This is a genomic window from Colwellia sp. BRX10-1 (assembly GCF_014077545.1).
In the GTDB taxonomy this organism is placed as follows: domain Bacteria; phylum Pseudomonadota; class Gammaproteobacteria; order Enterobacterales; family Alteromonadaceae; genus Colwellia_A.
The window spans coordinates 67,392-90,838 of record NZ_JACGWC010000006.1; the positions used below are offsets into that span (position 1 = coordinate 67,392).

General features: G+C 38.7%; 22 protein-coding genes. 14 read left to right on the top strand and 8 right to left on the bottom strand.

Going from position 1 to position 23,447, the window contains the following annotated elements; translation table 11 throughout:
• Nucleotide 1: 1 nt before the first annotated feature.
• Complete coding sequence (locus H4J75_RS07385) at nucleotides 2-949, top strand: diguanylate cyclase domain-containing protein (RefSeq protein ID WP_182221763.1); 948 nt, start codon at nucleotides 2-4, stop codon at nucleotides 947-949.
• 166 nt (nucleotides 950-1,115) lie between these two features.
• Here H4J75_RS07385 and H4J75_RS07390 read toward each other — a convergent pair whose 3' ends face one another.
• From H4J75_RS07390 to H4J75_RS07400, 3 genes are all read right to left on the bottom strand, one after another.
• Nucleotides 1,116-2,165 (bottom strand): trypsin-like peptidase domain-containing protein, encoded by a 1,050-nt coding sequence (locus H4J75_RS07390; protein WP_220465261.1) that lies wholly within the window; start codon nucleotides 2,163-2,165, stop codon nucleotides 1,116-1,118.
• A gap of 126 nt (nucleotides 2,166-2,291) precedes the next feature.
• The gene (locus H4J75_RS07395; RefSeq protein WP_182221764.1) at nucleotides 2,292-3,647 is read right to left on the bottom strand and encodes a Do family serine endopeptidase; all 1,356 of its coding nucleotides are present in this window, start codon (nucleotides 3,645-3,647) and stop codon (nucleotides 2,292-2,294) included.
• Nucleotides 3,648-3,738: 91 nt separating this feature from the next.
• The gene (locus tag H4J75_RS07400; RefSeq protein ID WP_182213692.1) at nucleotides 3,739-4,194 is read right to left on the bottom strand and encodes a YhcB family protein; all 456 of its coding nucleotides are present in this window, start codon (nucleotides 4,192-4,194) and stop codon (nucleotides 3,739-3,741) included.
• 176 nt (nucleotides 4,195-4,370) lie between these two features.
• Here H4J75_RS07400 and zapE point away from each other — a divergent pair, with 176 nt between their 5' ends.
• The 10 genes from zapE to H4J75_RS07450 all read left to right on the top strand — a co-directional run bounded on the left by zapE (nucleotide 4,371) and on the right by H4J75_RS07450 (nucleotide 13,962).
• Nucleotides 4,371-5,486, top strand: coding sequence for a cell division protein ZapE (gene zapE / locus H4J75_RS07405; protein ID WP_182213690.1), 1,116 nt, complete (start codon nucleotides 4,371-4,373; stop codon nucleotides 5,484-5,486).
• 205 nt (nucleotides 5,487-5,691) lie between these two features.
• On the top strand, nucleotides 5,692-7,848 hold the full coding sequence (locus H4J75_RS07410; RefSeq protein WP_259366349.1) for an adenosylcobalamin-dependent ribonucleoside-diphosphate reductase: 2,157 nt from the start codon (nucleotides 5,692-5,694) through the stop codon (nucleotides 7,846-7,848).
• Between the two features lie 33 nt (nucleotides 7,849-7,881).
• Complete coding sequence (locus tag H4J75_RS07415; RefSeq protein ID WP_182213687.1) at nucleotides 7,882-8,550, top strand: NrdJb; 669 nt, start codon at nucleotides 7,882-7,884, stop codon at nucleotides 8,548-8,550.
• 255 nt (nucleotides 8,551-8,805) lie between these two features.
• Nucleotides 8,806-9,234: a 50S ribosomal protein L13 gene (gene rplM / locus H4J75_RS07420; RefSeq protein ID WP_070375783.1), complete on the top strand. Its 429-nt coding sequence runs from the start codon at nucleotides 8,806-8,808 to the stop codon at nucleotides 9,232-9,234.
• A 3-nt stretch (nucleotides 9,235-9,237) separates the two neighbouring features.
• Entirely contained in the window at nucleotides 9,238-9,630 is a 393-nt protein-coding gene (gene rpsI / locus H4J75_RS07425; protein WP_182169313.1) for a 30S ribosomal protein S9, read from the top strand.
• 569 nt (nucleotides 9,631-10,199) lie between these two features.
• Nucleotides 10,200-10,790, top strand: coding sequence for a ubiquinol-cytochrome c reductase iron-sulfur subunit (gene petA, locus H4J75_RS07430; protein WP_070375785.1), 591 nt, complete (start codon nucleotides 10,200-10,202; stop codon nucleotides 10,788-10,790).
• Nucleotides 10,790-12,055, top strand: a complete 1,266-nt coding sequence (locus tag H4J75_RS07435) for a cytochrome bc complex cytochrome b subunit (protein ID WP_146799547.1) — start codon at nucleotides 10,790-10,792, stop codon at nucleotides 12,053-12,055. The genes petA and H4J75_RS07435 overlap by 1 nt, the downstream gene beginning before the upstream one ends.
• Complete coding sequence (locus H4J75_RS07440) at nucleotides 12,055-12,768, top strand: cytochrome c1 (protein ID WP_182213685.1); 714 nt, start codon at nucleotides 12,055-12,057, stop codon at nucleotides 12,766-12,768. The genes H4J75_RS07435 and H4J75_RS07440 overlap by 1 nt, the downstream gene beginning before the upstream one ends.
• A gap of 85 nt (nucleotides 12,769-12,853) precedes the next feature.
• Entirely contained in the window at nucleotides 12,854-13,492 is a 639-nt protein-coding gene (gene sspA, locus H4J75_RS07445) for a stringent starvation protein SspA (protein WP_070375788.1), read from the top strand.
• A 2-nt stretch (nucleotides 13,493-13,494) separates the two neighbouring features.
• A complete protein-coding gene (locus tag H4J75_RS07450; RefSeq protein WP_404842492.1) occupies nucleotides 13,495-13,962 on the top strand; it encodes a ClpXP protease specificity-enhancing factor in 468 nt (155 codons plus the stop codon).
• Between the two features lie 163 nt (nucleotides 13,963-14,125).
• On the opposite strand, the gene dolP is transcribed toward H4J75_RS07450, so the two are convergent.
• The 4 genes from dolP to H4J75_RS07470 are packed head-to-tail and all read right to left on the bottom strand — an operon-like array spanning nucleotide 14,126 to nucleotide 17,553.
• A complete protein-coding gene (dolP, locus tag H4J75_RS07455) occupies nucleotides 14,126-14,692 on the bottom strand; it encodes a division/outer membrane stress-associated lipid-binding lipoprotein (protein ID WP_182213870.1) in 567 nt (188 codons plus the stop codon).
• A gap of 4 nt (nucleotides 14,693-14,696) precedes the next feature.
• The gene (locus H4J75_RS07460) at nucleotides 14,697-15,287 is read right to left on the bottom strand and encodes a phosphoheptose isomerase (protein WP_070375790.1); all 591 of its coding nucleotides are present in this window, start codon (nucleotides 15,285-15,287) and stop codon (nucleotides 14,697-14,699) included.
• A 27-nt stretch (nucleotides 15,288-15,314) separates the two neighbouring features.
• Complete coding sequence (locus H4J75_RS07465; RefSeq protein WP_259366350.1) at nucleotides 15,315-15,689, bottom strand: YraN family protein; 375 nt, start codon at nucleotides 15,687-15,689, stop codon at nucleotides 15,315-15,317.
• On the bottom strand, nucleotides 15,676-17,553 hold the full coding sequence (locus tag H4J75_RS07470) for a penicillin-binding protein activator (protein ID WP_182221767.1): 1,878 nt from the start codon (nucleotides 17,551-17,553) through the stop codon (nucleotides 15,676-15,678). The genes H4J75_RS07465 and H4J75_RS07470 overlap by 14 nt, the downstream gene beginning before the upstream one ends.
• 76 nt (nucleotides 17,554-17,629) lie before the next feature.
• On the opposite strand from H4J75_RS07470, the gene rsmI reads away from it, so the two are divergent.
• Nucleotides 17,630-18,490 carry a 16S rRNA (cytidine(1402)-2'-O)-methyltransferase gene (rsmI, locus tag H4J75_RS07475; protein WP_182213680.1) on the top strand — a complete coding sequence of 287 codons (861 nt, stop codon included), beginning with the start codon at nucleotides 17,630-17,632 and terminating at the stop codon, nucleotides 18,488-18,490.
• 123 nt (nucleotides 18,491-18,613) lie between these two features.
• Here the strand turns inward: rsmI and H4J75_RS07480 are convergent, their stop codons facing one another.
• Nucleotides 18,614-20,872 carry a TonB-dependent receptor gene (locus H4J75_RS07480; protein WP_182221768.1) on the bottom strand — a complete coding sequence of 753 codons (2,259 nt, stop codon included), beginning with the start codon at nucleotides 20,870-20,872 and terminating at the stop codon, nucleotides 18,614-18,616.
• A 217-nt stretch (nucleotides 20,873-21,089) separates the two neighbouring features.
• Here H4J75_RS07480 and H4J75_RS07485 point away from each other — a divergent pair, with 217 nt between their 5' ends.
• Nucleotides 21,090-22,112, top strand: a complete 1,023-nt coding sequence (locus tag H4J75_RS07485) for a LacI family DNA-binding transcriptional regulator (RefSeq protein WP_182213678.1) — start codon at nucleotides 21,090-21,092, stop codon at nucleotides 22,110-22,112.
• A gap of 102 nt (nucleotides 22,113-22,214) precedes the next feature.
• The gene (locus H4J75_RS07490; RefSeq protein ID WP_182221769.1) at nucleotides 22,215-23,444 is read left to right on the top strand and encodes a sugar MFS transporter; all 1,230 of its coding nucleotides are present in this window, start codon (nucleotides 22,215-22,217) and stop codon (nucleotides 23,442-23,444) included.
• Nucleotides 23,445-23,447: the final 3 nt, after the last annotated feature.

Below are 23,447 nucleotides of genomic sequence, written 5' to 3' on the forward strand. Positions count from 1 at the left end.
AATGAAAACTTTAGAGCAAATCATTTTAATTGTTGATGACGATAAAGCAAACCGTAAAATGCTAAAAGAGTTGTTGCAGGAACAAGCAAAAATTATTTTTGCGAAAAATGGTAAACAAGCCAGAGAACTTGCTAGAAAACATCTTCCTGATCTTATCTTATTAGATGTGATTATGCCTGATATTTCTGGTTTTGAGGTCATCGATTCTTTGAAAAATGATCCTAAGACAATCAATATATCGGTCATTTTTATCACAGGTTTAGCTAATGATGATGATGAAGAGCGTGGTTTTAATTTAGGCGGCTGTGATTATATTTATAAGCCCTTTAAACCCAACATTGTTATTGCTCGCGTGATGATGCATTTAGAATTAATTCGTCAACGTAAAATGTTAGATGAAATTGCTCATATTGACGCCTTAACAGGGGTTAATAACCGGCGTAAGATGGATCTTGTTTTAAAAGATGAAGTTGCAGCAAATAAATATGAGCATACCAATTTACTCGTGGCAATTCTCGATATAGATTACTTTAAACAATATAATGATGGCTACGGTCATGGCGCTGGCGATGTTGCTTTAAGGCAAGTTGGACAGGCGCTTCGTGAAATCTGTGTAAGACCACGAGACTTTATCGCACGCTATGGTGGTGAAGAATTTGTGCTCATCTTACCTGATTGTGATAAAGCGGGCGCTGAAATTATGCTCAGTAATATTGCTCAAGCGATCAAAGATAAAAAAATCAAACATCAATATTCTAGTGTGTCGCCACAATTAACAGTCAGTGTTGGTGCTGTGGTGGTTAAGTCGTCTCAGTCTGTTGTTGTCGCTAATGTTATGAAAAAAGCGGACAGTTTACTCTATCAGGCGAAAAACAATGGCCGTAATCAATACTGTCTTGCTGAGCTGAACGAACTAGGCAAATTGTTTATCAACAGCGCCGGATGTTAGTTAATTTTTAGCCAAGTGATAAAACACCCATGGCGTTATAATTTAATCACTGTCTTGCTGAGCTGAGCTGAACGAGCTAGGCAAATTATTTATCAACAGCGCCAAATTTTTGTTAACTTTTGGCGCAAGAGATAAAAAACATTTGGCATTATCATTTAATCACTGGCTAATCTTTTGCCTTTTCAGAAATAGTGACAGATACTTCTATTAACTGTTTCTTTCGTATTAATTTAAAAGGTAATACGGTGCCAGGTTGAGTTTCAGCCACAATATCTTGTGCTTGTATAAATGAACTAATGGCGACATTATTAATCTGGTAAACGATATCACCCGGTTGTAAGCCAGCTCTAAAGGCAGGGCTGTTCTTTTCAACGCCAGCAATAGTAAAACCTTTAAAGTTGTTTGGTAGCGAGTTGATACTTACGCCTAAGTAGCCACGTATGACCCGACCATTAGCAATTATTTTTCTCATCACTTTATGGGCGAGTGAATAAGGAACGGCGAAAAATATTCCCTGAATATTCCTTTCTGTATCAATGAACTTTCTTGAATTAATACCTACCAGCTCGCCATTAGTATTGATAAGCGCGCCGCCGGAATTACCATCATTAATGGCCGCGTCCATCTGTAATAATTCTAAATAATTAATGACACTTAAACCGCTACGACCTGTGGCACTTATCACGCCTTGAGTCACTGTTTGTCCTAAATTTAGTGGATTACCTATCGCTAAAACCACATCACCAGCAAGTGATTGTAAATCAGCTCTTTGTGGAATAACCGGTAGGTTCGCTGTGTCTACTTTAAGGACGGCTAAATCAGTATAAGTATCATAACCAATAAGTTCTGCAGGAAAACGTTGGCCATTTTGCAGATCAACATTAATTAAATCAGCATTTTGTACGACGTGAAAATTAGTTAATATATATCCGTTAGAATCCATAATAACCCCTGAACCTAAGCGGGTAGATCTTCTCGCTTTTGCACCATAGACAGGGCTAGTGCTTATATCTTCTGAATAGATGTTAACAACAGCAGGACTGGCGGTACTTACTGCTTTTGCATAAGATAATGGTTGTTGTTGTGGTTGATTGTTTTGTAGTACTTGCAAAGTGTTGTTGCGTAACTCTGGCACTAATAGAAGTAAAGTGACAGCTAACATCACGCCATAACTGGCTGGACGAACAATGTATTTTATTAGGTTTATTATGTTCAAAATTAATTTTTATGATGAGTGTTTAATATCGCTAGCATAGCATAGGTCTGCTTTAATCTTATAGTTTGAAAAATAAAAAAGGCTCATAAAGAGCCTTTAGATAAGTCCATTATCACCCTTGCGGTGTTAGCGGATCATTAAAAATAATGTGCTATTACCCCTGACAATATTGAGCGCAAAAACCCCTTTGTTATCATTTAAGTAACTGCGTAATTCACCTATAGACTTTATACGCGTGCGGTTTATTCCGCTGATCACGTCACCTCTTTGTAAACCAATAGCGGCGGCGGGACTTTCTTCTTCGACTGACTTAATATCAATACCTTGATCATTCGTACTATTTTCAAGTTCAGCGCCATCTAACATTCTGTGAATGCTTGCGGCCTCTACTTTTGCTGTTTCTTGTTTTTTAAGCGTAACGTCATAAGTCTTTTCTGAGCCGTCTTTTTTGATGACCGTTAATTCAACAGACTTGCCTGCGCCAATCGAGCCAATCTTTCCTCGAATGGCGGCAAACGTTTTCACCACTTTTCCGTTCACTTTGGTAATAACATCACCGGACTCAATACCGGCATCGGCAGCAGCAGAATCAGCAACGACTTGCTCGATAAAGCCACCTTGGCTCGACTCGAGTTCTAGTGCCTTGGCGATTTCACCATTGACACTTCGGCCTAACACGCCAAGTACACCGCGGCGAACTTCGCCAAACTCAATCAATTGTCTAACAATGTTATCGACCATATTACTGGGTATGGCAAAGCCAATACCCACATTGCCACCATTAGGGCCTAATATCGCCGTATTAATGCCAACAAGTTTACCGTGTAAGTTAATGAGTGCGCCACCTGAATTACCGCTGTTAATAGCAGCATCAGTTTGAATAAAGTCTTCGTAATTCTGCGCGTTTAATCCGCTACGTCCTAAAGCACTTATAATACCTGAAGTGACGGTTTGACCTAAACCAAAAGGGCTACCAATGGCAACAGCAAAGTCTCCAACTCGTATATCATCTGAGTCAGCTAATTTTACTTCAATTAAATCTTCAGCGTCTATTTGTAGTAAAGCGATATCACTACTGGCATCGGAGCCAATTCTCTTGGCGGTGATTTGACGACCGTCTTTTAACGTTATTTGAATTTCATCAGCTTCATTGATGACATGATTATTAGTAACTATGTAGCCTTGTGCAGCATCAATAATGACCCCTGAGCCTAAACCTCGAAATTCACGTTTTCTTGCTTGGTTTTGTTGAGGATTACCAAAGAAAAACTTTAAAGCATCTGGTACTTTAGATTTATCTTCGTGGGTACCGGTAACCGAAATTAGCACGACACCCGGAGTAACCTTCTCTAGCATCGGCGCTAAACTTGGCAACTGTTGACCACTAACGGAAAAAGGTAAATTGGCTTGGACGGGCAAACTTGCCACGGCAATAGAGCCGGAAAGAAGAATACTTGTTGCTAAAACAGACAGTTTTTTCATAAAAGAGACAACCTTCTTATAAACATAAATGATTAATGTAATTTTATACTTAACTAAAGACCTATGCTGTGTGCGTTAGTTCCAAAGAACATTAGCCTACATTTGTAACACTTTGTTTCTTGTCGGCAAAAAGTCCACTCGCTTGACCTGAGTAGTCAAGTGGTGGTTCTGTGCTTGTTTCTTCACTCTTACGTTCGGCTCGGCTGTGACGTAATGATACGGTTTGTGCAAGTTGTTCTTGTGTTTCTTTTGAGAAAAAAGGCATGCCATCAACGTCTGAAGGTGTTGCTTGTTTTAATAACTGCGTACTTTTTTCCATTTGCAACATGGCTGTTTGGCAAGTGCTATTCATTTTGTCCAAAAGTATTGTTGAATCATCTAAATGTTCTGCAACATCGAGTTTATATTGCGCTAAAGCGGCTTCACTATTACTAACGCGTTCACTAAGTTTCTGGTTGTCTTGGACTGATGCAGATAAAAAACGACTAGCAACAAAACCTATTGCCGCACCAACTAATAAAAGAAAAATTGCTAAAACTATATCCATAGTGTCAAACCCTCGTTATATTCAATAAAATTAGTAAAAATATAGGAACTTATTTTGTATAATAGCGCTTCTGTTCGCGCTTACCTAATGAATATGATTGCGAATTTGTTAATTTCAAGAAAATATTTCATTAGTCCTGTAAAGACTTTGTGAAACAAAATATAAGTGGCCAATAAATGATCAAGCTTTCACCTCTAGATAAGTATAATGAAGATTTAACTCGTGATGATTTTTTACATGACGATGCGCAGGAAAATGCGGTAAAAAACTTACAGCGTCTCTATGAAGATCTTCAAAATAAACCCTTACCCGTTGAAGGATTTAAGAAGGTGCTTAATCGCTGGAAGCGCATTGTTGCCTCATCTGAAACCAAAACCATACAAGGACTTTATTTTTGGGGTGGCGTTGGTCGAGGGAAAACTTATTTAGTTGATACATTTTATGATTGTTTGCCTTTTGAAAATAAAATGCGTGTTCACTTTCATCGCTTTATGCACCGTGTTCATCAAGAATTAAAAACATTAACCGGGCAAGCTGACCCATTGAAAATAATTGCCAAACGTTTTGCTGATGAAACCTGTATTATTTGTTTTGATGAATTTTTTGTTTCCGACATTACCGATGCAATGATCCTTGGCGCTTTGTTTGAAGAATTATTTGCACATAATGTTACTTTAGTGGCAACGTCAAATATTATACCTGACGGTCTGTACCGAAATGGTTTGCAACGCGAACGTTTTTTACCAGCTATTAAACTCATCAATAAACATTGTGATGTGGTAAATGTCGATAGCGGTATTGATTACCGTTTGCGAACCCTAGAGCAAGCCGAGATTTACCATGCTCCACTTGATGCAGAGGCAAGTGAAAACCTGGCGCAATATTTTATTCAATTGTCGGTCAAACCAGGTAAGAAAGATGTTGACGTTAAAATAAATAATCGCTCATTATCGGCGATTGAAGAGTCAGACGGTATTGTGCACTTTGACTTTTCGGTGTTGTGTGAATCCGCACGTAGTCAAACTGACTATATGGAGATAAGTCGTTTGTATCACACGGTATTATTAGCAAATGTTAAACAAATGAGTGTCGATCGTGAAGATGCGGCCCGTCGATTTATTGCCTTGGTTGATGAATTTTATGAACGTAATGTAAAATTAATTATTTCTGCTGAAGTCGAAATGGAAAATTTATACAGCCACGGCGGTTTGGAATTTGAGTTCAAACGTTGTTTAAGTCGTTTACAAGAAATGCAGTCACATGATTATTTAGCAAGTAAGCACTTACCTTAGTGAGATAGTAAAACTTACTTAAAGATAATTATAAAAATGCCGATTTAACGATCGGCATTTTTTTATGCCAACTTTAGCGTTATTACGCTAACTAGCTATATGTTGTGTTGTTTATTGATCTTGATCGCAATATGTAGTGCTTTGGCTTTTGTCATTTATTTTTATAGGTAATATACACCAAAAATAAAATGATAAAGGAATGCTGATGACAAACGCTTTTTCACCAGGCTTAGCGACAAGTATTAAATTACAAGCCGCTTCAGTTGATATTTGGGATAAAAAATACCGCTTAAAAGACAAACATGGCCACCCGCAAGAGAATACTATTTCAGAAACATTTCATCGAGTTGCCTTAGCGCTCGCGGATATAGAAAATAAAGATAAGAAAAAGTGGTACGAGAAATTTGTTTGGGCGATGGAATGTGGCGCCTATCCTGCGGGACGAATAATATCAAATGCAGGTGCCAAAAAATTTAAGCCCGCCACATCAACAATAAACTGCACGGTTTCAGGCACTATCGACGATTCAATGACGGGTATATTAACTGCGGTGCACCAAGCAGGCCTAACGTTAAAGGCGGGGTGTGGTATTGGTTATGAATTCTCAACTTTAAGACCTAGTGGTGCCTTTGTTGCTGGCGCCGGTGCCACAACTTCAGGTCCACTGTCGTTCATGGATATCTTCGATAAAATGTGTTTTACCATTAGTTCTGCCGGCGGGCGGCGTGGTGCGCAAATGGGGGTTTTTGATATCTCTCACCCTGATGTTAAACGTTTTATTTTAGCGAAGCGCGAGGATGGTCGGTTACGGCAATTTAATTTATCACTACTGATCAGTGATGAATTTATTGCTGCTGTAAAAAATCAACAAGACTGGTTACTCAATTTTCCTATTTCTCACCAAGAGTTACTTGCCGATGATATCGCTATCACCGATCGGGATAAAATACTCTTCAAAGAGAATTATTTTGATAACGCTTATATTAAAAAACATAATTATGTATTGAATCATGAAGGTAAAATCGCCTGTAAAATTTATAGCACGATACCAGCTGTTAGGCTGTGGGATATGATAATGAGCAATACATTTGACTATGCTGAACCAGGTTTTTTACTCATTGACCATGCTAACGAAATGAATAACAACTGGTTTTGTGAAAAACTACGTGCAAGTAATCCCTGCGGCGAACAAATATTACCGCCCAACGGTGCTTGTCTGCTGGGTTCAGTAAATTTAGTTAAATTTGTTGAGCAACCTTTCACTTCTAGTGCGAAATTTAATTGGGATAAATACCGCGAAGTTATTAAAGTTTTTACCCGCATGCTCGACAACGTAGTAGAAATTAATGGCTTACCACTGCCTGAACAACAGCAAGAAATTCAAAGTAAGCGCCGTCATGGTATGGGGTACTTAGGATTAGGCTCAGCTCTGACATTATTAAAAATACCTTATAATAGTCCTGAAGCCCTGGCTTTTACTGACAAAGTATCAAAATTTTTAGCGATAACGGGGTGGCAAGAAGCGTTAAATTTAGCAAAAGAAAAAGGTCCTGCGCCGATACTTGCACAAACGTTCGTGGTAACTCAGCAAATGCTAGTAAAACGCCCCGAAATGATAAAAGACGGCATAAAAGTGGCGGATAAAATAAAAGGTTCAGTTCTGCACGCAAAATACAGTCGTTATATGCAGCGTATCGCTGAAGAAAATCCTGAACTTGTCGAAGCGTTAGCTGAGGTTGGCGCCCGTTTTACACATCATTCTTCAATAGCACCCACAGGCACTTTAGCGCTCAGTCTAGGTAATAATGTATCTAATGGTATTGAACCGAGCTTTGCACATGAATATCACCGCAATATTATTCGTCAAGGTAAGAAATCAAAAGAATCCGTCGCTGTTTCAAGTTATGAACTGCTGGCATATCGTCATTTTATCAATAAAGATGCTTTGGCATATAGCGAAGATGACAATAAAAAGCTGCCTAACTATTTTGTATCTGCCGATGCCATCGCTCCTAAAGAACATGTTGATATTCAGTCTGCGGCACAATACTGGATAGACTCGTCTATTTCAAAAACAATTAATGTTCCAACTGATATCGATTATGAAAACTTCAAAGATATCTATTTGTATGCATACGACCAGGGCTTGAAAGGCTGTACGACTTTTCGTTTTAACCCAGAAGTCCATCAAGGCGTATTAGTAAAAGACGAAGAACTCGCTAATGTAACGTATCAGTTTACCTTAGCCGATGGCACTGAGATTTTAGCGAAAGGTAATGAAGAGGTGGTTTACGACGGCGAAACGCATACGGCTGCAAATCTTCATGACGCTTTAAAAGAAGGTTACTACGGTAAGCTCTAAAAGCCCTGGCAAAAAATAACGAGGAAACTAATAATGAGAGAAATTAATCAAGCGATCACTGCGGTTAAGGTGTTAGTTGCTGATCAGCTGCCTGTTAAAGAAAAAATAAAAGGCATCGCGGATAAACTCACCGAAAGTACAAAACGTCCTGAAATGTTAATTGGTTCTACTTATAAAATAAAACCGCCAGTATCAGACCATGCTCTTTATATTACTATTAATGATATTTTGCTCAATCAAGAAAGTGACCAAGAAACTCGCCGTCCTTTCGAAATTTTTGTCAATTCAAAAAATATGGAGTTTTATTCTTGGGTAGTGGCGCTAACACGGGTTATTTCAGCGGTATTTCGCAAGGGAGGTGACTGCACCTTTTTAGTCGAAGAGCTAAAAGCAGTATTTGACCCCAAAGGTGGCTATTACCAAAGAGGCACAGGTATATTTATGCCATCGGTGGTCGCTGATATTGGCCATGTTATTGAAACACATTTAAAGGCATTAGATATGTTGCCAAAAAGTGAAAGAGATAACCACCAACAAGCCTACATTGAGGAAAAGCGCCAAACAATAAAAGCTAAAGAGGGAAGTGAGCTATTAGCTTTTCCAACCACAGCAAGCCAATGTGTAAAATGTTATCAAAAGTCGGTAATCTCATTAGACAATTGCGCTACTTGCTTAAATTGCGGCGATTCAAAATGTGGTTAGTTACTAGCTAGCGATTGTATTCGTGATAAAAGTTTAAAAAAAGTGCAATTGATTGTGATTTATAGGTGATCTTAGTAGATAACTTCTGTATAATCCGCGCTCCCTGCGTTACAAATGCCTACTGTTTTTGACTTTTGTGAAAAGTAGTGGCGATGGACTCGATACTCGAAGGGGTAGAGCGTGGTCTTTTTAACCGGTGATGCTAATTCTTAGCATTCATCATTTAAAGTAACATAATAAATATTGGGTTTTTTAATGAAAACTTTTGTAGCAAAACCAGAAAGCGTACAACGCGAATGGTTCTTAGTGGACGCCGAAGATAAGACTTTAGGACGTATCGCTACTGAAATTGCAACCCGTTTACGCGGCAAGCATAAAGCAGAATATACTCCTCACGTAGATACTGGCGATTACATCGTTGTTATTAACGCTGAGAAAGTGAAAGTAACTGGTAATAAAGCGAAAGGTAAAATTTACTACTCGCATACAGAATTCCCAGGCGGTCTTAAGCAAATTAGTTTTGAAAAACTAATTGAAAAAGCTCCAGAGCGTGTTTTAGAATTCGCAGTTAAAGGTATGTTACCTAAAGGTCCTTTAGGTCGTGAAATGTTCCGTAAGCTTAAAGTTTACGCGGGCACTGAACATAAGCATACTGCACAACAACCACAACTTTTGGAGCTTTAAGCAATGGCTGATAATCAATATTACGGTACTGGTCGTCGCAAGAGCTCAACTGCTCGTGTGTTCATGAAAGCTGGTAACGGTGCAATTACAATTAACAAGCGTGACATTTCTGTATACTTTGGTCGTGAAACGGCTCGTATGGTTGTTCGTCAACCATTAGAATTAGTTGAAATGTTAGAAAAGTTTGACTTTAACATCACTGTTGTTGGTGGTGGTATTTCTGGTCAAGCTGGCGCAATTCGTCACGGTATTACTCGTGCATTAATGGAGTTCGATGAAACTTTACGTGGTTCTCTACGTGTAGCTGGTTTCGTAACTCGTGATGCTCGTAAAGTTGAACGTAAGAAAGTTGGTTTACACAAGGCTCGTAAAAAGCCACAATTTTCAAAACGTTAATATTTACCTTATACGTTTTCAAAAAACCGACTTTATGTCGGTTTTTTTATATCTGTCATTTAGAAAAATGAGCATCCGCAGTAAGGTAACTTCGTGGGCTGTTTATTATAAAAGCGACCTTAGGCGATAATAAATAATACAGTGCGAGTTCCAATAAAATGGTAAACTTTAAAGTATCAGTAATAAAAATAATATGCGGGAAAATAGTCGTATTATTGAGCTGTTTACTGAGCACTTTTTCGATGGTTAGCAATTACACTCAACTATATAAGCATTAAAATAATTTATCGGATAGCGAAAGAGAAACTATTCTTTTCTGCGCTTTTTTTGAATAATAATCTTTCGTATTTAGCTGTGTGTTTAAAGTGACAAAGTCAGTGAAATTAAGATATATAACTGATGTTTCGCTTATTTTTACTTGTAAAAAAGTGCTTATTTCTTTATTATCAGAAAAATTTTTTGTCGCAAGTTTGGGCAAACAATTGGAAAGTATTTCCTCTCGCAACTCACTGTAGCTGTGAGAATAATAATTCGAATTTGTTTGAAACAATGTTATTTGGAGATTTTGAATGAGCAATGCGCCCGTGAATAACGGCCGTCGACGCTTTTTAACTGCTGCTACTTCGGTAGTAGGTGGTGTTGGTGTTGTCGGTTTGGCTGTGCCTTTCATTGGTTCTTGGAACCCTAGTGCTAGAGCGAAAGCTGCAGGTGCTCCGGTTGAAGTCAATGTTAGTAAAATAGAACCAGGTCAATTAATCCGCGCTGAATGGCGAGGAAAACCTGTGTATGTGGTCCGTAGAACTGAAGAAATATTATCAACTTTAGCGGCGCATGACGATCAATTGAAAGACCCAGGTTCAGAAGAGCCTCAACAACCTACTTATGCAGCCAATGCATATCGTTCAATAAAGCCTGAGTTTATGGTTGCTTTAGGCGTGTGTACTCACTTAGGTTGTGCTCCTACTCACCACCAAGGCGATTTTGAAGAGTTTGTTGAAGGTGTAAAAGACGGTTTCTTTTGTCCTTGTCACGGTTCTAAATTCGATATGGCTGGTCGTGTTTTTCAAAGCGTTCCTGCACCAACAAACTTGGTGGTTCCTGAGCATTCATTCCCAACAGCAGACACCTTATTAATTGGTGTTAGCGCAGGAGAAGCATAATGTTAGCTAATTTAATGGCGTGGATTGACAAACGTTTACCGTTAACCGACGCGGTAAACAAGCATGCTGGTCAATACCCTGCACCTAAAAACTTTAATTTTTGGTATGTCTTTGGTGTTTTAGCGAGTGTCGTACTCGTCAATCAATTGTTAACGGGTGTTTGGTTAACAATGAGTTATGAGCCATCAGGTGAAGGTGCATTCGCTTCTGTAGAATACATCATGCGTGATGTTGATTACGGCTGGTTACTTCGCTATATGCATTCTACAGGCGCGTCAGCGTTCTTTGTTGTTGTTTATATGCATATGTTCCGTGGCATGATGTACGGTTCATACCAAAAGCCTCGTGAGTTACTTTGGATCTTCGGTATGTTGATCTTTTTAGTGCTTATGGCTGAAGCTTTCATGGGTTACTTATTACCTTGGGGTAATATGTCTTATTGGGGCGCGCAGGTTATTATTTCTCTGTTTGGTGCTATTCCAATTATAGGTGATGACTTAACACTCTGGATACGTGGTGACTACGTTATATCAGGTGCTACCTTAAACCGTTTCTTTGCTTTACACGTTATTGCAATGCCACTGGTTTTAGTTGTATTAGTTTTCTTACATATTCTTGCACTTCATGAAGTGGGTTCGAACAACCCTGAAGGCACAGATATTAAAAAACCTAAAGGTAGTGTGCCATTAGAAGAGCACAGTAAATTTACTTTCCATGAGCAATATACTAAAAAATACGATATCGTCGATGCGATCCCGTTCCACCCTTATTACACGGTTAAAGATTTAGTGGCGATCGTTATCTTCTTAATCATTTTCTCTTGGGTAATGTTTTTCAACCCTGAAGGCGGTGGCTACTTTATGGAAGCGCCGAATTTTGAACCTGCAAATGGTTTGAAAACACCAGAGCATATTGCACCGGTTTGGTATTTTGGTCCTTTCTATACCATCTTACGTGTTATCCCTGATAAGTTATTAGGGGCAGTTGGTATGTTTTCTGCGATCATTGTCTTATTCTTATTACCTTGGTTTGACCGTGGTACAGTGAAATCTATTAAATTCCGTTGTACTGCTCATACGGTTAACTTAGCGCAATTTGTTATTTGTTTTATTGCTTTGGGTATTTTAGGTACATTGCCATCAACACCGGTCTATAACTTAATTGGTACTATCGCTACGTTTGGTTATTTTGGTTTCTTTCTTGCCTTATGGGTATACAGTAAGAACGAAAAAACTAAGCCAGTTCCAGAGAGGGTTTCAGGATAATGAATAAATTTATTAGAGCTTTTACTTTTGGAATTTTTGCGCTTGTGCCTATGCTTACACTTGCTGCTAGCAGTGGTGTTCATTTAGACAAAGCCGGTAATGATTTAAGTGACAAAGAGTCACTTAAACGTGGTTTTCAATCTTACATTAATTATTGTTTAGGTTGTCACCAGTTACAGTACCAAAGATACAACCGTACTTTTGAGGATTTAGGTATTAGTGAAGCCGATGGTATTGCTAATTATATGTATACGGGTGAAAAAGTCGGTGATCATATTACTAATACTATGCCAGCAAAAGATGCGGCTAAATGGTTTGGTAATACACCACCTGATTTAACGCTAATGGCGCGTTTAAAACCAGGGCCTGATTATATTTATACCTATTTGCGTTCTTTCTACGTTGATCCTGAGCGTCCCTTTGGCGTTAATAACACGGTATTAAAAAATGCGGGTATGCCGCATGTTTTACAGGGTTTACAAGGTGTTCGTACGATGGACGAAAATGGTAAACTCAGTGAAGCAACGGGTGGTTCTATGACCGTTGAAGAGTACGATGCCTTTGCTCGTGATTTAGCCAATTTCTTAGAGTACACCGGTGAGCCAAGCAAGCTTAAGCGTGAAGCTATGGGATATTGGGTAATAGGTTTCTTATTTATTTTCCTTATTTTTGCTTACTTACTTAAAGTTGAATATTGGAAGGATGTACACTAACAATTATTGTTAATGTACAGCGTTTTATTTATGGGGGGCTTTGGCCCCCTTTGTTAGTTTTTTATTACAGATTTTTGGAGGCATTATGGCCGTAGCAGCAAACAAGCGTTCAGTGATGAATTTATATTCTCATGCTGATGATATGTATAGTCATCAAACACGCATCGTACTCGCTGAAAAAGGTGTTGGCGTTGATATTCACTTAGTTGATTTGGCTAACTTACCAGAAGATTTACTCGACTTAAATCCCTATGGCACAGTACCGACGTTAATTGATCGTGAATTAGCACTATACGAAGCATCAATTATTATTGAATACTTAGATGAGCGTTTTCCTCATCCACCATTAATGCCAGTTTATCCGGTATCACGTGGTCGTAGCCGTTTGATGATGCATCGCGTAGAACAAGATTGGTACAGTCTAGCAAAAATAATTATGAGTGGCCCAGCAGACGCTGCAAGCAAAGCTCGTCAAGAACTTAAAGAAAGTTTGTTAAGTGTAGCGCCAATTTTAAATGAAGCGCCTTACTTTATGAGTGAAGAATTTAGTTTAGTTGACTGTTACTTAGCACCACTATTATGGCGTTTACCTGCTTTAGGTATTGAACTTGATGGTGAAGGCTCTAAAGAATTTAAAGGTTACATGCTGAAGTTATTTGAACGTGAGTCATTTCAAGCATCGTTAACTGAAGAAGAACGTGAAATACGTTTAGGTATGTTTTAACCTTGATATCTCCAGAGATGACCTCTAACAAGCCTTATATAGTGAGAGCTTTTTATCAGTGGATTTCTGATAACGACCTTACACCATATATTGCTGTAGATACGAGTGTCTATGGTGTGTTAGTTCCAACAGCTTATGTGACTGATGGGCAAATTGTGCTCAACGTTTCAATGTCAGCTGTTGGCTCTATTTCTCTTGCTGATCATGCCATTGAAGTTAGCGCACGTTTTGGTGGTAAGCTTGAACAGCTGGTCGTGCCTTACGGTGCTATAAGTGCTATTTATGCAAAAGAGAATGGTGCAGGGACATCGCTTGCGATTGAACACCCTGAACCAGAACTTGATAAAGAAATAAGTCCAGTAAAGCCAGTAGGTTTATCTAGTGTCTCTTCAGATAAGAGCAGCACTGTAAAAACCAAGTCTGAAACGGGTTCAGCGAAAGGTAAGCCTAGCTTAAAAGTGATCAAGTAATTACTAAAGACACCATAATTTTTGTTGGTATATTAGCGGTTATGCTGAAACTGTTTTAAATTTATTTCAGTCGTTATTATGGCAAGCAGCAAATAATAAAAAAGCTTCACAAGTATTAACTTGTGAAGCTTTTTTTATGAGCGCGATGGTAAGTAACTTATCGTTAAATGTATTCAAATATTTTGAATACACGATTGACGCCGCTAACATTACGGGCTATCTCTACGGCTTCATTAGCTTGTGCTTGTGTTATTAAGCCCATTAAAAATACTTCGCCATTTTCAGTAACCACTTTAATATTAGTCGCATCGATGTTGTCACTGCCAAAAAGAGCCGCTTTAACCTTAGATGTTAACCAAACATCATTACTTCTGGTCGTAATAGAAGTGGTATTACTGATACGAATTTGATTATGTAGCTGAACAATTTGTTTAACTTCATTAATCGATTTTATCGCCAGATCGCGTAAATAGGTATTGGGCACTTGCCCGATAACTAAGACACTACCGTTAACACTGATCACTTGTAGATTAGTGTTGTCTTCGAGGGCTTGATGTTTGCCAAGCTTAGCATTGGCCTCAAATTCAATTTTTTGGTCGTCCAACTGTGTACCAATACTACGCTCATCGGTAGCAGCAGATGCTCCACCGACAATAGTAACAACAGCAGCAGCAACACACCCTTGCAAAAGTACAATACTTGCTAGGGTTATTAATAATTTTTTTCGCATCATATTAATTGGCATCTTGAGGAAATAAAGTCGTGTCAATAATATCGCATAAGCAATGTATTACCACTAAATGTACTTCTTGAATTCTAGCCGTACGTGAAGAAGGTACACGTATTTCTACATCGTTTTCGCCCAGTAAACCTGCAATATCACCACCATCACCGCCGGTTAATGCGATAATAGGAATGTCGCGAGATACTGCTGCTTCAATCGCTTTTATGACATTGCGAGAATTACCACTGGTTGAAATAGCGAGTAAAACGTCACCATTATTACCTAATGCTCGCACTTGTTTAGAAAATATTTCATCAAAGGAATAATCATTCCCGATAGAAGTAATCGTCGACGTGTCGGTTGTTAAGGCTATTGCCGGCAAAGGTGGTCGTTCAGTTTCATAGCGGTTTAATAACTCGGCTGAAAAGTGCTGTGCATCACCGGCTGAACCGCCGTTACCACAGGCAAGTATTTTATTACCAGCCAATAAGCTTTGCACCATTATCATACCAGCATGCTCAATAGGGCCTGCTAGTAATTCACTGGCGGCAATTTTGGTTTGGATACTTTCGGTAAAGTTGCTTTTGATCCGTTCTAACATAAATGAAATTAGCTCCGTTTATTGACTCTAAAAGGCGTTTTTTAGCCAGGTAATATCGAGATTGTTTATATTACCTTGTAAAGCAATAACATCAAATCGACAAGAAGTATTATATTCGTTTAAACCACATTGTTGCAGATAAATTGCAGCTGTTTTCCTAATTTTTTGCTGTTTTTTCGTTGATATTGCTGAAATAGCACCACCAAACGACATCGAAGCACGATATTTTACTTCGACAAAGACATAAGTGTCAGCATCTTTGACGATTATATCAATTTCACCTAACCGGCAGGTGTAGTTTTTTTCTTCAATAATTAAGCCTTGTGCCACCAAAAAATCTCCCGCGTACCTTTCGGTAATATCGCCAGTTTTTTTAGTCGTAACTGGCTTAGTCCATGGCAATTTCAGCGACCTCGCCATCTTGATATATGCCCCACAATAAGCTTCGCGTTAGGGTGTTATTACTGTTTAATTTTAATATACCGGTTTGACCATAATGACGAACATAGGGTTTTTGTTTCATTAGCGGCAGTTTATCGACTAAATATAGGCTGTCATAACCCATGGCAAAGATGCGTTGTAAAGAGTCAGTGCGACTTGGCCAAAGCGTTTTACTCAAATCAGCTAATTGAGCATTTTGTTGTTGGCTACTTAATAGCCAAGGCATTTCGGTAAATATAAGGTTACGAAGATCATTATGCTTACTTGAATCTTGTTTACTGCTATGACTGCGAGAGCTAGCATAAACCGGGATAATAGTAGCAAAAGGACTGGTATTAACATCAATGTACGGTTTTAGTAATTTTGTTTGTGCCGGTGAACCCACTAAGTAAAACATATCGATGTCACGGCGATTTCTTGGCTCTGAATCGATACTCTGTTTTACTCTTATTTTCAAATCCTTGATACGGGCTTGGCTACTATCAACCTCTAAGCTAGCTTTGAGTTGCTCTTGCATCATTTTGCCTTTTTCGAAATAAACAACTTCAGGAGCATAGCCGTTAATCAGTTGCCATTGTTTGCTAAAGGCTCGGGCAATTCTTTTACTGGCGGTATCTCGGTGGCTGAGTATGACTGGTGAGCGATAATTTTTTCGACTCAATGTTGTTGCTGCTTGGTAAGCTTCGTCTTCTGGACGCATCGACAGAATGAATTGCTCTGCGCTCCGTTGCTGAACTTTTGGGGTGTTAAGCAATAAGCTAGGTAGCAAAATTTCACCTTGGGCAAGGAACTTATCAACATTATTTTTAAGCAAAGGACCAATAATAAAATGACTATCTAAGGCGATTAGCTGTTCATTTAATAAGGTCCAGTCAAGTGTATCAGCATCGATAAAGGTTAAGTTTTTATTGGGAATATTACTATAAGCGGCTAGGATCCCTTGCTGGGCAGCTTTCCCTGCAGACGCTTGTTTACCGGAAAGGGGTAAAATAATAGCAATATTTTCAATAAGTGCTTGTGGGCTTTGTTCTGTTCTTCTTAATGTTTCAATAATCGCTTGTGCGGGGTGCGCAGAAAAATCACCTTGCCACTGACTTAAGTAAGCATCAAAGCGGTTAATATCACCGCCAAATTTATGCGCGTAAGTTAATAGTTGTTGCCAACCTTTAATATAAGGCGGGTCAAGCTCTGCTAATTGGCTGACTTGCCAAGTAGACAGTAAACTTAATGCTTGCCATAGCCCATAAATATCATCAACGTCTGTATTTGAACTGCTGGAAAACCAATGCAATTTAGCGTTGACCGCACTAATTTCTAATGCTCTACGCTGCTGTATATCAGCCAGTAAGAAGTAGTAGTTTTCGCGATGAATAGCGTTATTATCGGTTGAAATTTTATTAGCAACTTCAAGCTGCTTAAAGGCTAATTCAACCTCATTTAGCTTAAGTAAACTTTCTGCACTTACCAATGCTAGACGGTAATTGTCTTGTGAATTGTCAGTCAATGTTGTGAGTTGCTCAGATAACCATAGTGCTTGATTATAACTCTCCTCACCAATCAGTAATTCACTAGCATCAATAAGTGTGGCGATTGCTGTTTTTACTTCTTGTGTTTGTGCAGCCGACAGCAACTGTTGTGAGGTTATTTTATTATTGGCACTCGCTAATGGTTGATTTCGAGAGTCGATTGCGCCTTTATTGGCGGCAATATTTTTGGAAGTACCGCAACTTGTCAATAATGTCGTTGTTAATAGAACGACAGAAAAGAGTGTAGTAATTCGATAAAAAGTGCTTTTTTTAGAAAACAAAAAATTAGTTTGGCTCACCAGCGATAAATCCGTACTTTATTAGTTAGCTTTATAATAAACTTCATCTTCATCAGTCTCAACTTAAGTATTCATTATGTCGTCAGTATTTGTAGAATCAGGCACGCTTTACATCGTCGCCACACCCATCGGAAATTTAACCGACATCAGTCAACGCGCACTTGATGTGTTAACTCATGTGGATATTATTGCCTGTGAAGATACTCGCCATACTCAAAGATTATTATCTGCTTATTCTATCAAAAACAAAACATTATCATTACATGACCATAATGAACGCCAACGTCAAGACTATGTAGCAACACTTTTACAAGAAGGCAAAAGCATTGCACTGGTTTCAGATGCCGGAACTCCCTTAATCAGTGATCCTGGTTTTCATTTGGTTCGCCATTGCCGACAACTTAATTTACCTGTTTCTCCTATTCCGGGTGCTTGTGCAGCAATTGCTGCTCTATCTGTCGCGGGTTTACCCACAGATCGCTTTTCATTTGAAGGTTTTCTTCCTTCAAAATCAGGTGCTAGACAATCAACGTTAGCAAACTTATTAGAAGAACCGCGCACTATGGTGTTCTATGATGCGCCACGTAGAGCAATTGATACCGTTGAAGATATTGTCAAAGTATTGGGTGGAGACCGTCAGGTGGTTATTTCTCGTGAGTTAACAAAAACGTTCGAGACCGTCCACTCAGATACTGCTGAAAACTTACTAGCTTGGTTAAAAGAAGATCCAAATCAGTTAAAAGGTGAAATGGTTTTAATCATAGAAGGCAAAAAAATTGACGCCAATGTGATACCCGCAAAAGCGATTGACACATTGAAGTTATTATTGGAAGAAATGAAACCTAAAAAAGCTTGTGCAATTACTGCTGAAATTTATGGTGTGAAGAAAAACGCTTTATATGAGATTGCCCTTTCAATGAAGGAAGACCAAGTTTAGGTCGTTTACTCCCACTAATACGCTTATTTTAAATAGTACGAGTAAATGATAATTAAATAAATATAAAAAGCCAGCTAATAATATAAGCTGGCTTTTTGCTAATCGCTCAAACGTACCGTCAAACTAGAACTGATAACTCACGTTAAAATCAATTGTACGACCTATGATATAACGGCCATTATCCAACAGACCAGAAGTTCCGCGCGGATCTGCTTCTGTTAAACCTTCTTCATCAGTAAGGTTGTTCACCGCTAATTGCATTTTAACTTCGTCAGTAAGGTTTAGAATGACACCAAAATCAATTTTCGTATAACCTTCTAATATTAGCGCATCAGTATTCTCTGGATCACTGAAACGGTCGTCTGCCGAAGAAACTGTACCGTATACTGTGCCGTACATGCCATTGTCAAACTCAAGATCGTAGCTTGGCGTGATACGTACCTGCCAGTTTGGTAATCTTTGTGCTTGATTACCGACATTATCAGGGTTGCTAGACTCTGTAAGCTCAGTTTTTTGAAGCGTCGCACCTACGGCAACAGAGAAGCCATTATCGGTGAAGAAATTAAAATCAATCTCTACTCCATAAGCTTCATTGGTCGTTACTTGTGCTGGTTGGCCTGGAATAGCAACGAAAGAATCACCAGTCACTTCGTTGAAAAAACCTGTAGCATAAAGGCTAAAGTTATCCGCTGAGTGTTTATAACCTAATTCATATTGAGCAACTTCTTGAACTTCAGTTTGACCTTCTCTTAAATTATCAAAGAAAGGCATTTTGCTACCGTCACTAATACGAGCAAAAATTCCTTGTTTCTCTGTAAACATCCAGTTTGCACCAACAGTCCATGAAGTACTTGACTCATCAAAAGAGGCTACCTGATCAATACTACCGTCTAAGCCCGTATCAAGCGTATATTCAATTTCATGATTCTCACGACGTACACCACTATCGATAGTTAAAACATCTGAAATTTCATAAGATGCAGCAGCATAAAATGCGGTAGTTTTGCCATCACCAATGCTATTGATGTCGTAACTCCAACTACAGTGGTCGGCATTGTCATTACAGTCAATACCTGTCAGGTTTTCGCCACCTTGTTCTACCACATGATAAGACTGATTACCTAATGACCACCAATCGGTAGATGAAAATGTAGAATTATAAAAACCACCCGTTACACTGCCTTTATCAAATGTTTTAGTTAAAGCAAAGTCATTAGTAAATGCTTCAATTTCTTTGAGAACGACCCAACCACCAATCATTTGAACGTCGGTATTACCATTATATTGAGTACCAGTAACCACACCAATGGCCGATTCGCCATTATCAGCAACCGTTGATAACTTAACCGCTCCACCTTGTGGTACTAAGCCATAGGTATCAGCATCACCTTTGGTGTAAGAGAAACGATCAACAAGACCCCAACCATTATCAAGGGTTAAATCAATGCTACCGCCAGATACTGCGCCATTCCAGCCTCGGCCTTTACCAAAATCAAAAACTTTAGATTCTCCATCACCAAACTCAATTTTTTGCAGACGATTATTAGTGCCAATTTGCGTATAGTTATTGTCTACGCCATCAACAGTGATAGGTGCGGGTACATACCAAGTACCATGATCATCAGTTTGACGGGTATAAATATTAATTTTACCGTTGTCTAACTTTTTAGTAATGTTAATAGTAAATTGATTACCTTCTTCAGCATTAAAACCTGCGTCACGAGCGCCAGGTGAGCTTTTAATATAGCCACCAACCATGAAGTATAAATCATCAGCTAAGCGACCACTTATTACGCTATCTACACGTTGTAAGCCGTAATCGGATGTTGAATATTTAATTGAACCTTCAGTATATTCAGAGCCTTCTTTTAATAAAAAGTTAGTGGTTAAGCCTGGCTGACCATTTGATATTACTGGGTTTGTGCCGCCACGAAGTGCTTCCATAAATTCAATAGTATCGTCTAAGCGAAATATGCTTGAATTTTCTAGGAAACTAAGTGTTGGTGGTGGGAAAATAGGAGCGCCTTGCAGCTGAATTGTAAGGTATGGTGCGTCACTTGCACCTGGAAAGCCGCGAACAAATACATTGGCACCGGCAACGCCACCCGAGCTTTCAGCCCAAACACCAGGAATTGCTTTAAAAAGATCAGCGGTACTTTTAGGTGCTATTTTTATCATGTCGTCTTCAGAAAAAGAACTAACAGCAAAGCTTGCTTCTTCCTTAGCAACGCTTTTACCGCTGAAAGTACCCGTAACAACAATTTTTTCGATATTAGCATTTTTATTTTTTGTTGATGTTTTCTCTGCCGCAAAGCTTGAACTCACTTGGCAGCTTAATGCGACAACTATCGCAATGGTAGATAGTTTGAAGTTAGTAGTCATGTATTTTTCCCTCTTATACCAATATTAGCAGTGCCATATCAGTTATTAGTTATATTTATTGATATTTCCTTCCCCATAATTAATATAAAGATGAATGCAAACGTTTGCAAGTTGTTTTTGCAAACGTTTGCATTGTTGTGCTTTCAATTGCAATACTAGCTAGATATGTAATACTTCCTCGGCATTTATATTTTATTAATTTTGGAAATAAACGGAATTGGCTAACGCAAACAAACTTACTTTGGCAGGGCTGGCTAAACTAGCAGGTGTATCAACGTCAACGGTATCAAGGGCTTTGAATGATAACCCTTTGATAAAAAAAGAAACACGTGAAAAATTACAAGCATTAGCGAGTGAACATAATTTTAGCTTAAATAGAGCTGCTAGCCGTTTACGCACGCAAAAAACCAATGTTGTCGCGGTAATTTTAAACTTAACTGACAATACCGATCAAAGTATTAGTGACCCTTTTTTACTCAAAGTGGTGGGCGATTTAAACCAAGCACTTAATCAAAGTGGCTATGAATTACTGTTGTCGAATTCTTTTATGGCAACACAAGATTGGGCTAATTACTTCATAGGAAGTAGTCGCGCTGATGGCATTATTGTTATTGGGCAAGGTAAAAGCACGGAAAAAATTGAAAAGGTGGCTGAATCTAATGCACCACTTGTTGTGTGGGGCGATCCAAAAGGGCACGCGAACTATGCCGTTGTCGGCAGTAATAATGAGCTAGGTGGATATTTAGCGACGGAACATTTAATAAATACCGGTTGCAAACGTATTTTGTTTCTTGGAGATCCTGAACATGCAGAAATGAGTGAACGCTATAAGGGCTATGGGCGTGCACTAAAAGAGTATGATATTAATATTAGTGATGAATTAACATTAGCGTGTGATATAACCAGTAAAGTGGCTTACGAAAGAATCGGCGATCTTGTTCTTGAAAAGGGGCTGTTTTTTGATGGCATTGTTGCATCAAGCGATATGGTGGCACTTGGAGCGTTGAAAGCGTTGAAAGAGCGTTATGTCAGTATTCCAAATGATGTTGGTATTGTAGGATTTGATGATATAGCGATGGCTGAGCTTTTTCACCCGTCACTTACCACGATTAAACAAAATACTAAATCGGCGGCTAAAATTATGGTGGAACAGTTATTAGTTCAGTTTAGTGGCGGAAAAGCAAAATCGGTTGTTATGGATATTGAGTTAATTGCACGAAACTCTACCCGCTCTATCTAATAATCGTTAAATCCTCTTATTATTAGCGCACGAATGCAAACGTTTGCATTCGTGCGCTTTTGATTATAGACTAAACTTAATTATCAAATAATGAGTTTATTTATGTCGCGTTTTATTACCATAAGTGCAATTGCTGCAAGCTATTTCGTTTTTGCTATTCTGCTTAATAGCGTAGGTACTGTCATTCTTCAGTCAATAAATAGCTTTGATATAAGCAAACCGCAAGCGAGTACATTAGAAGGTTTTAAAGATTTATCTATCGCGTTTGTTTCTTTTTTTGTGGCATCAGTTATTCCACGAATTGGATATAAAATTGCGCTGGCTGTAGGTTTAGCCATAGTTACCATCGCTTGTTTCTTAACGCCAGTTATTGGTAACTTTCTAGTGATCAAACTCCTATTCGCCTGTATAGGTGTTTCGTTTGCCTTAGTCAAAATATCAGTTTATTCCATTATTGGTCAGTTAACACATTCAGTAAAATCTCACTCTTCACTGCTTAACACCATAGAAGGTATTTTTATGCTCGGCAGTTTATCGGGCTATTGGTTATTCAGTTTTTATATTGATGGCAATTCGGCAGAGTCTACGCAATGGATGAATGTTTATTATGTGCTAGCCGTTATGTCTTTATTAACCTTAGTGTTAGTGAGCTTTTCTTCGATTAGCAAAGCTGAGCAGTCTTTAACATCAACAAGTATATTTAGTGACTTTGTTGAAATGATAAAAATGAGTTATCAGCCTTTGGTGCTTATCTTTGTCATCTCTATATTTCTTTATGTATTAATTGAACAAGGGATCGGCACTTGGCTACCTACGTTCAATAGTGAAGTCTTAGGTTTACCCACCAATATTAGTGTACAGATGACGAGTATCTTTGCCGCTGCATTAGCATTAGGTCGATTATTAGCTGGGCAAATTCTACGTTACCTAAATTGGTATACCTTTTTGAATATTTGTTTAGCAGGGATGGCATTAATTATTCTATTACTACTGCCATTAACACAAGACCCGACGACGGGTTTAGTCACCAGTGTTTTTGATGCTCCAGCCGTCGCTTATCTTCTCCCGTTAATTGGTTTAATGATGGCGCCTATTTATCCTGTACTCAATTCAGTGATGCTAAGTAGTTTAGCGCGTGCAAAGCACTCATCAATGACTGGACTCATTGTGGTGTTTTCTGCACTCGGTGGTACTACAGGTTCTATTATTACCGGTTATTCTTTTGAAGCACTCGGTGGTCAACAAGCCTTTTATCTCTCATTAATACCTATGGGACTTCTCGTCGCTAGTTTGTATTTTTTTAAAGTCGCAACTGCGAAGCATTCTGTTTAAAGA